The sequence below is a fragment of the Pseudenhygromyxa sp. WMMC2535 genome (assembly GCF_011083025.2).
The window spans coordinates 3578245-3591971 of sequence record NZ_JABJWV010000001.1 but is presented as its reverse complement, the minus strand read 5'-3'; the positions used below and the strand labels follow the sequence as shown (position 1 = coordinate 3591971).

The 13727-nt window shown below is 70.7% G+C and carries 10 protein-coding genes; 4 read left to right on the top strand and 6 right to left on the bottom strand.

All coding sequences use genetic code 11. The annotated features are described in order from the left end of the window. Positions 1 to 5: 5 nt before the first annotated feature. Positions 6 to 1850 (bottom strand): hypothetical protein, encoded by a 1845-nt coding sequence (locus G6O69_RS14045; RefSeq protein ID WP_172304008.1) that lies wholly within the window; start codon positions 1848 to 1850, stop codon positions 6 to 8. Positions 1851 to 1917: 67 nt separating this feature from the next. On the opposite strand from G6O69_RS14045, the gene G6O69_RS14040 reads away from it, so the two are divergent. Further along, the gene (locus G6O69_RS14040; protein WP_172304007.1) at positions 1918 to 3507 is read left to right on the top strand and encodes a DUF262 domain-containing protein; all 1590 of its coding nucleotides are present in this window, start codon (positions 1918 to 1920) and stop codon (positions 3505 to 3507) included. Positions 3508 to 3509: 2 nt separating this feature from the next. Beyond that, complete coding sequence (locus G6O69_RS14035) at positions 3510 to 4715, top strand: type II toxin-antitoxin system HipA family toxin (RefSeq protein ID WP_172304006.1); 1206 nt, start codon at positions 3510 to 3512, stop codon at positions 4713 to 4715. Between the two features lie 53 nt (positions 4716 to 4768). Here the strand turns inward: G6O69_RS14035 and G6O69_RS14030 are convergent, their stop codons facing one another. Both G6O69_RS14030 and G6O69_RS14025 read right to left on the bottom strand, forming a co-directional pair. Continuing rightward, positions 4769 to 6286 (bottom strand): NAD(P)/FAD-dependent oxidoreductase, encoded by a 1518-nt coding sequence (locus G6O69_RS14030; protein WP_346017041.1) that lies wholly within the window; start codon positions 6284 to 6286, stop codon positions 4769 to 4771. Positions 6287 to 6364: 78 nt separating this feature from the next. Then, positions 6365 to 7405 (bottom strand): sigma 54-interacting transcriptional regulator, encoded by a 1041-nt coding sequence (locus tag G6O69_RS14025; RefSeq protein ID WP_172308230.1) that lies wholly within the window; start codon positions 7403 to 7405, stop codon positions 6365 to 6367. A gap of 369 nt (positions 7406 to 7774) precedes the next feature. On the opposite strand from G6O69_RS14025, the gene G6O69_RS14020 reads away from it, so the two are divergent. Next, on the top strand, positions 7775 to 9544 hold the full coding sequence (locus tag G6O69_RS14020) for a solute carrier family 26 protein (RefSeq protein ID WP_172304005.1): 1770 nt from the start codon (positions 7775 to 7777) through the stop codon (positions 9542 to 9544). Between the two features lie 105 nt (positions 9545 to 9649). Here G6O69_RS14020 and G6O69_RS14015 read toward each other — a convergent pair whose 3' ends face one another. Beyond that, positions 9650 to 10363 (bottom strand): SDR family oxidoreductase, encoded by a 714-nt coding sequence (locus G6O69_RS14015; protein WP_172304004.1) that lies wholly within the window; start codon positions 10361 to 10363, stop codon positions 9650 to 9652. Positions 10364 to 10396: 33 nt separating this feature from the next. Next, positions 10397 to 10897 carry a 6-carboxytetrahydropterin synthase gene (locus G6O69_RS14010; protein WP_172304003.1) on the bottom strand — a complete coding sequence of 167 codons (501 nt, stop codon included), beginning with the start codon at positions 10895 to 10897 and terminating at the stop codon, positions 10397 to 10399. 298 nt (positions 10898 to 11195) lie between these two features. On the opposite strand from G6O69_RS14010, the gene G6O69_RS14005 reads away from it, so the two are divergent. Next, complete coding sequence (locus tag G6O69_RS14005) at positions 11196 to 12911, top strand: IgGFc-binding protein (RefSeq protein WP_346017040.1); 1716 nt, start codon at positions 11196 to 11198, stop codon at positions 12909 to 12911. 130 nt (positions 12912 to 13041) lie between these two features. Here G6O69_RS14005 and G6O69_RS14000 read toward each other — a convergent pair whose 3' ends face one another. Continuing rightward, complete coding sequence (locus G6O69_RS14000) at positions 13042 to 13587, bottom strand: universal stress protein (RefSeq protein ID WP_172304001.1); 546 nt, start codon at positions 13585 to 13587, stop codon at positions 13042 to 13044. Positions 13588 to 13727: the final 140 nt, after the last annotated feature.

The window sequence follows — 13727 nt, the reverse complement described above, 5'->3', positions numbered from 1 at the left end:
CGCGCTCATTTTTCCGGCGTCAGCGCGGCGCTCAAGCGCAGCACCCCTGGCCGCGGACGCGCGAGCGCGAGCGCGTCGAGGCGCAGCGCCAACGAGTCCGCGAGGACCTCGCGCAGCGCCAGCGTGGGCAGGCCCTCGGCCCCGGGCCGCAGCTGCGCGTCGAGGCGCGCGCGTAGATCCGCGGCCTCGAGCAGCTCCGAGAAGCAGTCCTCGAGGCGCCAGCCGCCGCCCCGAGGCTCCTCGCGCGCGCAGGTCAGCGCGAGCTCATCGAGGCTGCCGGCGAGGCCGAGCTCGCCGCGCTGGGGATCCCAGGTCGGCCGCAAGCTGCCGCGCGCGGCGACCTGGAGCTGGCCCCAGCGCGCGTCGGCGTCAGGCAGCTCCGCCGACTGATCCAGGTGCAGGTCCACGGCCAGGCCGCCCACGCCAAAGCGCCAGCCGAGCTCCTGCGCGCCCTCGCCCTGTGCCCCGGCCGGCCCCGGCGCGAGCACCAGCGGCCGCGTGGGTCGCAGGCCGTCGAGGCGCAGGGCCGTCCACTCGCGCAGGGCCACGTTGGCCTGGTCCAGCGCCTCCGCCTCCCCCAAGGTCTGCGCCAGCAGCCCGCTTTGCGTCCAGCGAAAGACCAACGCGTTGACAACGTCGACGCTCAGCTCGAGGCGCAGGTCTTCTCCGGGACCGAGCGGCTCGTCGGACAGCCTCGCCCCGGTGATCAGCGGCCCGGACACGCCAAGGTCGAAGCGCGGCTCCCCCTCGGGCACCACCGGCTCGATCCACAGCCCCGCGACCACGCCCTCGGCCTGTACCCGAGTCAGGGCGCAAAATCCCAGCGCCACGCGCGAGTCGTCCCGCTCGGGGATCAGCGCGACCTCGGGAGGGAGCAGCGCGAGGCCGGCGATGCGCTCGAGGCCCGCGTCGACCTGCTCGCGGACCAGCGCGCGCGCCTTGTTGGTGACCGCTCGATCCGCCAGCAAGAGCCCCGCGAGCGCGCCCAGAGGCGCCAGCGGTGGCGCGATCGCGCCGCCGATCAGCGCCCCTCCGCCGGCGCCCACGCCCCGGGCCTGGTTGCGCAGGCGGCCGCGAAAGTCGACCTCACCGAGGGTCACCAGCCGGGCCTGGAGGCCGCCCGCTTTGTCGATCCACACCGCGATCACCCCCGACACCGCCAGGGTGTTGACCCCGGCGATCTCGAGTTCGAAGCGCAGCGCGTCGTCGCGCAGCTCGAGCTTGGCCGTGCGCAGCTGCGTGTCCGGGCCGAGGTGCTCGACGGCGCGCAGCTCGGGCAGCAGCTCGCGCTCGAGCATGGCCACGAGCAGCGACTCGACCAGCGCCGGCGATGCGCGCAGGGCCAGATCACAGCGCGTCGCTCGCCTCGTCCGCGACTTGTCCGAGGGCGGCCGCGCGGGCGCGCCGAAGCGACCGACGAGCACCGGGTCGAGGGCCGCGCTGCGCCGACCCCCGCGGCGCTCGACGGCGGCCTCGACGAAGTGCCAGCCGGGCTCATCGAGGATCCCCCCCAGGTCGAGGGCGACCTCGCCAGCGCCCTCGTCGACGCGCAGCTGCTCCCCGACGTCGACGCCATCGAGGCGCAGCTCGAGGCGCGCGCGGTCGCTGGGCGGGCCGACCCGGGCGCGCCAGCTCGGCTGCTCGGCTGGGTCCTCTCGCGCGTCTTTGTCCTCTCCTGCGCCTGCCTCGGGCAGCGCGATCACTCGCGCCGGCGCGTCGACCCGCAGCGAGAAGGCCTCGGTGGCGGGGCTGTGTGCCCGACGCTCGAGCTGCGCTCCACCGCCCCACAGCAGCAGCCCGGCCATGGCGAGGCCGACGAGGTGAGGCAAGAGACGGCGCAGACGCTGCACGGGGGCATTGAACCATGGACCGCGGCCCGAGCCGAGGCCGGGCGCGGCGCCATGCTATCGTCTCCCCGTGGCGCTACCGAGCCTCCCGACGCGTCCTGGGGCGAGTGTCCTCAACATCGAGGACATCCTACGTCACGCGGTCCGCGGTCGCCTCCGCGTCCCCGGCTTCCAGCGCGGGCTCAAGTGGGGCCCCAGGCACGTCGAAGAGCTCTTCGACAGCATCGTCCGCGGCTTCCCAATCGGCGGCTTGCTGTTGTGGAAGCAGCCCGCCGAAGCCGCCCAGCTGAGCTTCGGGCCGCTCGTCGTCGACGCCCCCGCCATCGAAGATGCGCTGCTGATCGTCGACGGGCAGCAACGCGTGACCGCGCTGGTGGGTTGCCTCCTCCATCCAGACGAGCAGCCGATCGGGGGAACTCACGCGCTGTGGGTCAACCTCGCCACCGGCGCCTTCGAAGTCCTGCGCGAGATCCCCAGCTCTCCATCACCCTGGCTCCCCGTCAACGTGCTCGGTCAGCGTCGGCGGCTCCAGCAATGGTCTCGCAGCGCCAGCTTTGGCGAGCAGACCGAGGACTTCGTCGACCGGGCGTTTCAGATCGAAGAGTCGATCATCCGCTATGAGCTCCCCGCCTATACCGTCGAAGACGCGAGCCCCTCTGCGCTGCGACTGATCTTCAGCCGCGTCAACCATTCTGGCGTCGCGCTCAGGGAGGACGAGGTCTTTCAGGCGCTGTTTGGCGACACCGATCAGCCCAAGCCACTCGACGCCCTCGCCCAGGGCCTCCACGAGGAGACGAGCTTTGGCATGCTGCCAGTGAACTGGCTGCTGCGCTGCCTCAAAGCCATCGCCGAGCTCAGCCCCAAGCTGCAATTCGGAGAGCACAGCCCACCGCCCCCGGAGCTCCTGGCCAGCGCGCGTACGGCCATGCGCGCGGCCATCTCCTTCCTCCAGCGCGAGGTCGGTTTCTTTCACGCGTCCATCCTCCCCTACCGCTTCCCGCTGATCATCCTCGCCCGCTTCTTTCACCTCCACCCCAAGCCTCACCCTCGCAGCCGAACCTTGCTGACCCGCTGGCTGTGGCGAGGCGCGCTGGGCTTCGTCCACGGCAACAGCAGCCACGCGAGCGTCGCCTCACACCTCGGCGACATCGACATGGACGAGCACAAGAGCGTGCAGCGGCTGCTCGAACGCGTCCCCAAGCAGTCGCCCCTGCCCAGCGCACGCGAAGCCTGGTACGGCCAGGCCGCGATCACCCGTATCTACGCGACCTCGATGCTCCTCGATGAGCCGATGCAGCCCGAGGCAGAGGCGACATGGACGCGACCCGCGCTGCTCGCGGCGCTCAACGAAGAGCGGGGCCTCGCGGAGCTCTTCCCGAGCTGCCTGCGTCCCCCCACCTCCGGCTCGATAGCGATCGCCGCCCGCGCCTTTTTACCCACCGGCGTCTCCACCCAAGAGCTCGCCCAGGCCTCGGACGAAGTCTTGTCCAGCCTGGCCATTCGAGGCGAGGCGACGAAGGCCCTGCGCGCCGCAGACTTCGACGCCTTCGTGACCGCTCGAGCCGCCATCCTCGAGGAGCGACTCGAGGCCCTCGTCTCGCTGCGCGCGTCCCCAGACGAAAACGATCGCCCGCCAGTGAGCGCCCTGCTCGCAGGTTGACCATGCGCGCTGCCTCCGTCTCGATCCACGGCGTGCGTGTCGGCCAGCTCGAGCGCCTCGACGACTGGCAAAACTACTCGTTTTGCTTCGACCGCGAGTGGCTCGACATGCCCGGCCGACCTTGCCTCGGCCAGCTCTTCAGCGAGCGCATGCCCGACGAGATCCGCACCTCGGGCATGCCCTGCTGGTTCGATCACCTCCTGCCCCAGGGGCTCTCCCGTCGGCTCTTCCAGCGCATCCACGACCTGAACGAGGCCGACAACGACTCCTTCGAGCTGCTCCTCGCCATTGGCGAGGACCTCCCGGGCGCCGTCGTGATCGAGGTCGCCTCGCCGCGCCTGCTCGGGCCCCGCGACACCTCGAGTCTGGAGCGCTCGCTCCCCGAGCGGCCAGGCTTTTCGCTGCCCGGAGCCCAAAACAAGCTCTCGGTCCGCGCCGGAGAGCGCGGACTGGTCGTTCCCGCGCGAGGAGAGCTCGGCCACTGGATCGCAAAATTCGATGACCCCCAATTCCCGGGGCTCCCCACCCTCGAGTACGCGACGACCCTCTGGGCCCAAGCCGCAGGCATTCGCACGCACTCGGTCCGCCTGGCCTCGAGCGACGAGTTCGTCGAGCTCCCCGCCGCGCTCCCGCTCGGCGATCGCAAGGTCTTGCTCGCCGAGCGCTTCGATCGCGCCGAAAACCAGCGAATTCACGCCGAGGACTTCGGGCAGATCCTCGACATCCCAGCGGGCGACCCCCAGTATCGCTCGCGCTACGAAGACCTCGCCAAGGTCCTCGCCGCGCTCTCGCCACGAGACGCGCGCGAGTACGTCGAGCGCGTGGCCTTCATGGTCGTCTGTGGCAACGGGGACGCCCACATCAAGAATTGGGGCGTCGTCTACCCGGACCGCAGAACGCCTCGCCTCGGTCCAGCCTACGACCTCGTCTCGACCGTGGCGCGGATACCCTCCGACACCCTCGCGCTCACCTTGGCCGGAGACACCGAGCGGCGCTTCTCCCAAGTTGGACTCGACTCGTTTCGGCCGTTGGCTCGAGCCCTCGGGCTCGAGGAGGCAGAGGTCCTCACCTGGGTCCGCGAGGCTCGAGATCGTGCGCTCGACGCCTGGGCATCTCGAGCTGCGAATTGGCCGCTGTCCCCGCGCGAGCGCCAGAACATCGCGGATCATCTCTCGCGGGTTCCACTTTGCCGAGCCGACGGCGAGTGAGCCGCTCTCGCGCGATGGATCGCTAGCTAGTGTGCGCGCCTCTGGCGCGCACACTAGAGATCGCGCAGGACCATCTTGGCCGCGTTGTAGCCACACATCCCGTGCACCCCCGCGCCCGGGTGCGCGTAGCTCGAGCCCAGGTAGAGCGCTTTGATCGGCGTGCGGTAGCGAAACCACGGAAAGATCGGCCGAAACACGAGCTGGCGATACCAGGCATTGGAGCCGCCGCCGAGGTCGCCGCCGACCAAGTTGGCGTCCATGGCCTCGAGGTCCGCGGGGCTGACCACGCGGCGCGCCGAGATCCGCTCACGAAAGCCCGGGGCCAGGCCCTCGATGCGCGCGTCGATGGTGTCGGCGAAGCGCTCGGCGTGGGCCGCCCAGTCGCCGCCGGGGGGCACGCTGGGCACCCGCGAGTAGGCCCACAGCGCGTGCTTGCCCGCGGGGGCGCGGCTGGGATCGCTGACGCTCTGCTGGCCGATCACCAGGTAGGGGTTGTCGGGCAGCTGGCCGCCGCGGGCCTGGGCGGTGAAGCGACGCAGGTCCTCGAGGCTGTCGCCGGCGTGGACGACCGCGGCCTCGCGGCAGACGTCGACGGCCCAGGGCACGGGGCCATCGAGAGCCCAGTCGACCTTGAAGGTGCCCCAGCCGTAGGCGAAGTTCTGCATCTTGCGGACGACCCGGCCGGGGAGCAGCTTCTCGTCGACCAGGCGCCCGAGCAGGGCCGGGGCCGAGGTGTCGCTGACGATCGCCTTGGTCGCGCGGATCGACTCGCCGCCGGCCAAGGTCACGGCCTCCGCCCGACCGCCGCGGACCTCGACGGACTCGACCCGAGCGCCCACGCGCACGCGCCCGCCGTGGTGCTCGAGCAGGCCGACCAGCGCCGCGGTGATCGACCCGGCCCCGCCCGCGGGCACGCCGTAGCCGCCGCTGGTCGCCATGGCCGTGAGCATGTAGCCGATGCCCGAGCCAAAGGTGTCGTCGGGGCCGACGTCGGTGTGCAGGGCCAGGCCGGGGATCACCCGGCGCGCGGCCTCGCTGCGAAACCACGCCTTGGACAGGCGCGCGCCGCTGCGCAGGAAGATCGCCGCGACCCGCAAGATCGCGAAGGGCAGCAGGCCGAGCGCCGGGCGGATCGCCGGGAAGGTCTCGAGCATCGCCGGCAGCAGGTGCGGCTCGACGCGCCGGTGGAACTCGGCGATCTCGCGCATCTTGGCCCCGTCCTCGGGGCTGCCAAAGCAGGCCGCCATGCGATCGTGGTCGCGGGCGAGGATCGCCACGCTGCCGTCGGGGGCCGGGTGGGCGCTGTCGACCGGGGCGAAGGTCCAGCGCAGGCCGTGCTCGGCCAGGGGCAGGTCCAAGAACGCGGGGCTGATCTGCGCGAAGGGAAAGAAAGCCGCGCCCACGTCGTGGACGAAGCCGGGCAGCGTGGCCTGCTCCGAGGCCAGGGCGCCGCCGGGGCGCTCGGGGTGGGCCTCGAGCACGAGCACGTCGAGGCCCGCGCGGGCGAGCACACAGGCGGCCGTCAGCCCGTTGGGGCCTGCGCCGATGACGATGATCTCGGGGTCGCTCACGGGGAGGAGCACGCTACCCCCGCTCGCGGCCGACGGCCAGCGACCAGGCAAATGTCCCGCGGAGGACCGCCCGCGCGCCTACTCGAGCTTGAGCTCGCGCATCTTCCTCCACAGCGTGGTCCGACTGATGCCGAGCAGCTCCGCGGCCTGGCTCTTGAGCCCGCCGGCGATGCGCAGAGCCTCGAGGATCCGCGCCTTCTCGTCGTCCTCGGGGGCGAAGCCAGCGTGGTTGCGAGCGCTGCGCGGGGGCGGCTCCCCACGCAGCTCCGGGGGCAGCTCGTCGAGGGAGAGCACCGGCCCCTCGCCGATCGCGAACGCGTACTCGATCACGTTTCGCAGCTCGCGGACGTTGCCCGGCCACTGGTAGGCCAAGATCCGCGCGTGGGCGTCGGGGGCGATCGCCTCGATCCGCCGGCAGGGCAGCGCCTCGGGGTCCTCGTCCTCCTTGCGCGCGGCGTCGCGGACCTCGGCGCGCTCGTTGAACTCCTTGATGAAGTACCAGGTCAGGACCTCGACGTCGCGGTCGCGCTCGACCAGCGGCGGGAGGAAGAGCGGGACCACGCGGATCCGGTACATCAGGTCCTCGCGGAAGCGGCCGCTGTCGACCTCCTCGCGCAGGGACTTGTTGGTCGCGGCGAGCAGCCGGACGTCGACGCTGGCCGGCTCGGTCCCACCCACTGGCACGAAGGTCCGCTCCTGGAGCACGCGCAGCAGCCGAGCCTGGATGTCGGGGCTGAGCTCGGCGACCTCGTCGAGAAACACGGTGCCACCGTCGCCGAGGGCGAAGAGCCCCGGGCGCTCGCGGATCGCCCCGGTGAAGGCCCCGCGCACGTGGCCGAAGAGCTCCGAGGCCGCCAGCTCCGGGGTCAAGGTCGCGCAGTTGATGGCCTGGAAGGGCCGCTGGCGCCGACGCGAGAGCTGGTGGATCGCCGCCGCGACGAGCTCCTTGCCCGTCCCGCTCTCGCCGCGGATCAAGATCGCCGCGTCACTGCGCGCCGCCCGACGGATCAGCTCGAAGAAGGCCAACATCTGCGGGGACGCGGTGACGATGCCGTGGAAGTCGCTGACCTCGAGATCGTCTGGCAGGGGGATGGGATCGAGGTTCATCGGCGTCGTCATGGTCACCGGCCGAGGACGCAGCTGTCAAAGCTACGCAAGGGCGGGCGGGGGTGGAGAGTTGGGGATCGGCGGGGTGTCGCGAGCGACTCATCCCCTGCAACCGCGGTCGAAACTCCGCCGCGACCCGGGCCGCCCGAGTGCGCCCTCGGGCGCTCGCCTCGGCGGGCTTAGCAAGGCTCAAGCCAGCCCCCCGCAGGGCTACGAACGCCCCTCAGATCGCTCAATTCGCGCGTTCTCAGTTTCGCCTACCCCATTTTTGTTGCACCGTGGTGCAACACAGGTGCGCCGCCCACGTCCGGAGGCTCGCCCCGGGCGGGCTCCCGCGCCTTGGCCCGGTAGCTGCAAACGCCCCGAGCGGAGGACGAAGTCATGCTCGAATTCGCCAAGCGGCACCTGCCCCTGCTCGCGCTCCTCACGAGCGACGAGTACTCCCGCGACGATCTGCGCAGCGATCTCGTCGCGGGCGTGACCACGGCAGTGATGCTGATTCCCCAAGGCATGGCCTACGCCATGCTCGCCGGCCTACCCCCGATCGTCGGCCTCTACGCCTCGCTGCTCCCGCTGATCGCCTACGCGCTGATCGGGACCTCGCGCCAGCTCGCCGTCGGCCCCGTGGCCATGGACTCGCTGCTCGTCGCCGCGGGCGTGGGCGCCATCGCCGAGGTCGGCACCGAGGCCTATATCGGCTACGCGGTCGCCCTCGCGCTGATGGCCGGCGTGATGCAGGTGCTGATGGGCGTGGCCCGGCTGGGCTTTTTGGTCAACTTCCTCTCGCGCCCGGTGATCAGCGGCTTCACCTCGGCGGCGGCGCTGATCATCGGCCTGTCCCAGCTCAAGCACCTGCTCGGCGTCGACCTCGAGCGCAGCAAGCACATCCACGAGATCCTGATCCAGGCGGCCTCGCGCGTGGGTGAGATCAACCCGATCACCCTGGCGATCGGCGCGGTCTCGATCGCCTTGCTGATCGCCCTCAAGGCCCTCGCGCCCAAGATCCCCAGGGCCCTGGTCGTCGTCGGCCTGGGCACCATGGCCGTCTACCTGCTCGGCCTGCACGAGCGCGGCGTGGCGATCGTCGCCGAGGTCCCCGCGGGGCTGCCCACGCCGGCCATCCCGCGCATCGACGCCGAGACCTTCTCCCAGCTGTGGACCACGGCCCTGACCATCGCCGTGGTCGCGTTCATGGAGGCGATCTCCGTGGCCAAGAAGTGCGCGAGCGCGGAGAAGTACGAGCTCGACCCCAACCGCGAATTCGTGGCCCTCGGCGCGGCCAACATCGCCGCCGGCCTGTTCCGCGCCTACCCGGTCACCGGCGGGTTCTCGCGCACGGCCGTCAACGCCCAGGCCGGGGCCAAGTCGGGGCTCTCCGGGCTGATCACCGCGGCCCTCGTCGGCCTGACCTTGCTGTTCTTGACCCCGGTCTTCTACTACCTGCCCAAGGCCGTGCTCGCCGCGATCATCATGGTCGCCGTGTTCGGGCTGATCGACCCCAAGGAGGTCCGCCGGCTGTGGAAGGTCAACCGGGCCGACCTCGCCCTGCTCCTGCTGACCTTTGCGATCACGCTGATCCTCGGCATCCAGCAGGGCATCCTCATCGGCGTGAGCGCCTCGCTGCTGTGGTTCGTGGTCCGCACGACCCGGCCGCACACCGCGGTCCTCGGCCGGCTCCCCGGCGGCGAGGTCTACCGCAACCTCGCGCGCTACCCCGAGGCCCAGGCCGAGCCCGGCGTGCTGACCGTGCGCATCGACGCCCAGTTCTACTTCGGCAACGTGACCTTCTTGAAGCAGACCCTCGACCGCCTGCTGCGCGAGCGCGGCGAGGCCGGGGACGAGATCTTCGCCGTGGTCCTCGACGCCTCGGGGGTCAACTACCTCGACTCCTCGGCCGACGCGGCCCTCGACGAGATCCTCGAGGACCTCGACGACCGGCGCGTGCGCCTGTACACCGCCGGGCTCAAGGGCCCCGTACGCGACGCCATGCAGCGCTCCGGGCTGTGGGCCCGCCTCGAGAACAGGCGCGCCCAGACCGTGCACCAGGCCGTCGGCATGGCCCTGCGCGACCGCGACCGCGAGGGCGGACCCTTTCAGGACGCGGCCAGTGACGACGGCAGCGGTGACGACGACGCGCACGCGGCCGCCTGAGCGCAGGCCCGGCCCCAGCCCCGACTCGATTGTTCGTTCGTTCGTGCGCGCCGCCTCGGGCCGAGGCGGCGCGCCGCCTTCACCGGCCCCGCGCAGGCGCGGGCTTCAGCGCTCGACCTGGCCGAGGTTGGCGTGGAGCATCGCGCCGTTGATCACCGGGTTGTCGGCGGCGAAGTGGAGCACGGCGGCGATCTCCTCGGGCTCGACCAGCCGCGCGAAGGTCGACAGCCCAGCCAGGGAGGCGAGCACCTCGGCGTCGCCTCCGGCCCGGTCCACGAGCATCTCGGTGCGCGTGAACCCTGGGCACACGCAGGCCGTGTGCACGCCCGTGCCGGCGAGGTCCTGGCAGGTCGACTTCATCAAGCCGGCGAGGGCGTGCTTGCTCAGCACGTAGGAGGCCACGCCGGCCACGGCCTTCTCGCTGAGGGTCGAGCCCACGTAGAGCACGCTCGAGCCCGCGGCCATGCGCGGGACCAGCAAGCGGTTGAGCCGCGCCGGCGCGACGACGTTGAGCTCGAGGGTCTCGCGCAAGCTCGCGGGGTCGATGGACACGGCCGTGTCCGGGGTCAGCGTCGCGGCGTTGTGGATCAGGCACAGCTTGCCTGGCGCTGCGCCGAGCTCGGCGTCGAGCCAGGCGGCCACGCGCTCGTCGACCTGCGGGTCGAGGAGGTCGGCCTCGAGCCAGGTCACGCCCTCGACCGGGCAGCGCGAGCGCGAGAGCGCGAACACCTGCCAGCCGGCCGCGACAAAGCGCGCCGCCGCGGCCCGACCGATGCCCCGCGAGGCCCCCGTGATCAACATGCTCCGTGCTTCAGTCATGCTCTCGCTCCCTCGTCTCTCGTCACGCGTCCGTCACACATCGTCGCGCGCCCAGGTCCACGTCGCCCACTGCCCCGGGCCCGACGCACACTTGACGGTGACCGCCTCGATCCCCAGGCCGAGCAGCCCCTGCGGGTCTTCGGTCAGCCGCTCGCCAAAGAGCCGCGCGAGCTCCTCGATGGTCACGTTGGCGACCGGGATCGGCGTGACGTCGCGGGCCATGAAGCGCATCACGGTCCCGTCGTAGTGGGCCCTGAGCTCGTCCCCCTCGCGCTCGAGGCGGAGGTGGGGCGAGCGCTCGGGCAGCAGCAAGGTCTCGTTCCAGGCTGCGCACATCTGCCTGAGCTGGCGCTTGAAGGGGCCGTAGTCCGCCATCAGCCCGTCTCGACCCACGCGCCCCGTGAGCGCGGCGTAGACCGTGAAATTGTGACCGTGGAGGTTCTCTCGCTCGCTCGCGGAGAAGATCGTGAAGTGCCCCGCGGAGAACTTCATCTCCTCCTTGAACAGCTCGATGGTCGTCAGGCGTCCGTCCATGCCGTGGGTCGCGGGTCTAGCACGGGCCCCCCCAGCTGTCGTGGCCGCGCCCACCCCTCCCCACCGACGCCCCCCTACCCTGGACCCCACACCCCGGCAGAGCTCGGGGCCTGGCGCGCCCAAAGCTCCCAAAAGTGGCGCACTTTCGCGCGAACTGGGGTTCGTATGCAGGTTTTGCCTGCACGATTTTTCGTGTTCTGGAGACCAGACAGGGCGCGAGTTTTCCATCAGAATCCGGCACAAGATGCTGCGAAACCATCTTCGACTCACTGGACTTTCTTTGTTGTCGGTTGGCCTCGTGACCGCCGCTTGCTCCGACGACAGCACCGACGGCTCCGCTGACGAGGCGGCCGACTCCACCGCCGACTCCACCGCCGACACGGACACCACCATGGACTCGGGCGAAGGCTCGACCTCCATGGGGACCACCGAGACCGACTCGGACGACGACATCACGGCGGACACCACCGCCGACTCGACGACGGCGGACACCACCGCCGACTCCACCGACATGGGTGAGACCACGGCCGACACCACGGCCGACGAGACCACCGACACCACGGACACCACCGAAGAGGGCCCCTTTTGCCAGCCCGGCAGCTCCGTATGCGCCGACGCCAGCAGCGTGCAGACCTGCCTCGACGACGGCTCCGCCTACGGCGACCCCGTCCCCTGCGAGGACACCGAGGAGTGCAGCGCCGGCGCCTGCGTCCCGCAGTGTGAGCTGATCCAGGCCAACCCGAGCTCGATCGGCTGCTCCTTCTTCGCCAACCGCATGGACAACTACAGCGCCACCGAAAACGACTCGTTGGTGGTCGGCAACATCTCGTCCGACACGGCGGTCACGGCTCAGCTCTACTTCGTGCCCAACAACAGCAGCGCCGAGCAGGCCCAGGGCAGCGCCGTGGAGATCGCCCCCGAGGGCACCTACACCTTCACCCTGACCAACGCGCAGATCGAGAGCACCACGACCGTGCGCCAGGGCGGCGTCTACCGGCTCGAGACCAACCTCCCGGTCGTCGCCTATCAGCACTCGCCGATCGGCTCGGTCTACACCAACGACGCGTCGATGCTGCTCCCCGAGCACGCGCTGACCGGTAACTACGTCGTCAGCTCCTACCCGGCCACCATCGGCAGCTATCCGAGCTACTTCACCGCGATCGCCATCGCCGACGGCACCACCGTCGACTTCACCGTGCCCGAGGCCACCGCGGGCGGCGGCGGCGTCTCGGCCCTCGCCGCTGGCGAGTCGACCCAGGTCATGCTCGACCGCTACGACACCCTCAACGTCGTCGTCTCCCAGCAGACCGGCGGCGACCTCTCGGGCACGGTCATCTCCTCGGACCAGCCCCTGTGGCTCGTCGGCGCGACCGAGTGCGCCAACGTCCCGAACTCCGCCACGGCCCTCTACTGCGACCACATGGAGGAAGCGATCCTCCCGCTCGAGTACTGGGGTCAAGAGTACGTCGGTCCCCACGCCCCCTACCGCTCGGGCAACGAGGACTTCCACTGGCGCGTGTACTCCGGCGAGGACGGCGTGACCATCACCACCGACCCCGTCCAGACCGGCTTCCCGGTCCAGCTCGACAAGGGCGAGTACTACCAGTTCTCCACCGACGAGAGCTTCGTGGTCACCGGCGACGGCCCCTTCATGCCCGTGCAGTACCTCGAGGGCACCACCGGCGGCGCCAATGACGGCGACCCCTCGATGTACCAGATGGTGCCCACGGCCCAGTTCCTCGACACCTACGCCTTCGTCACCGGCGAGGACTACCCGACCCACTGGGCACAGATCATCCGCCCCGCCGGCGGCTCGGACGTCAGCATCGACGGCACCGTGGTCGGCGGCTACTACACCGTCGGCAGCTACGAGGTCGCGGACGTCTCGATCTCCGAGGGTTCGCACTTCGCGACCAGCGACCAGCCCTTCGGCATCATCTCCGTCGGCTACTCGCCGGCGACCAGCTACGCCTACCCCGGCGGCCTCAAGCTCGAGGTCATCAACCCGCAGTGAGCGGCGCTTGGCCTGGGTCCTGACCCAGCTCGAATCACCACGGCTCGAGGCTCCTTCGCGGGCCTCGAGCCGTTTAATGAACATGAACATGAACGCGAGCGCGCCAAGGCGGGCTTCAGCGGGCGCGCGCTCAGGACTCCGAGCCGCCCCCGGGCGGGATCACCATCACCGGGCAGGGCGCCTGGCGGATCACGCGATCCGCCGTGCTGCCCAGGAAAAAGCGCGCGACCCGGCTGCGGCCGCTCGCCGCGACGATGATCAGCTGCGCGTCGAAGCTCTTCGCCTGCTCGAGGATGACCGTGAGCGCGATGCCGGGGACGACGGTGAAGCTACATCGAATGCCAGGCGCAAAGTGCTCACACAGCGCCGTGAGCACCTTGAGCGAGGCCGCCTTGGCCGCGGCGTGGATCTCCTCGATGTCCTTGCCCCCGAGCACGCCCATGCTCGAGCCGCCATAGACCCGCGCGGCCTCGTAGGTCGGCGTGACGTGGATCAGGCGCAGCTCGCCGCCCTCGTCGACCACGCCAGCGGCGAGCTCGAGGGCCTTCGCGCTCGCCGGCGCCACCGCCACGGTGCCCCCCTCGGTCTCCACCTCGAAGCCCGAGTGAACCGCCGCGTCCATGTCCTCGGTGAAGTCGATGGGGACCAAGATCCGGCGAAAAGGGTTGGTGCTCATGGCCGAACTCTATCAGGCCGATGACGAAAGCCACCACGCCCTGGCCGCCATCGGTCGCACCAAAACGCTGTTTAGAGCAGTTCGCGCAGGCTCTGCGCGATCCATGCGCGACCTGTGTCCAAAGAACCGACGGCGCGCCT

Bases quoted from the DNA above. Each gene is read 5' to 3' on its own strand.
- G6O69_RS14035 (WP_172304006.1), top strand. From the start codon at position 3,510: ATGCGCGCTGCCTCCGTCTCGATCCACGGCGTGCGTGTCGGCCAGCTC.
- G6O69_RS14025 (WP_172308230.1), bottom strand. From the start codon at position 7,405: ATGACGACGCCGATGAACCTCGATCCCATCCCCCTGCCAGACGATCTC.
- G6O69_RS14020 (WP_172304005.1), top strand. From the start codon at position 7,775: ATGCTCGAATTCGCCAAGCGGCACCTGCCCCTGCTCGCGCTCCTCACG.
- G6O69_RS14015 (WP_172304004.1), bottom strand. From the start codon at position 10,363: ATGACTGAAGCACGGAGCATGTTGATCACGGGGGCCTCGCGGGGCATC.
- G6O69_RS14010 (WP_172304003.1), bottom strand. From the start codon at position 10,897: ATGGACGGACGCCTGACGACCATCGAGCTGTTCAAGGAGGAGATGAAG.
- G6O69_RS14000 (WP_172304001.1), bottom strand. From the start codon at position 13,587: ATGAGCACCAACCCTTTTCGCCGGATCTTGGTCCCCATCGACTTCACC.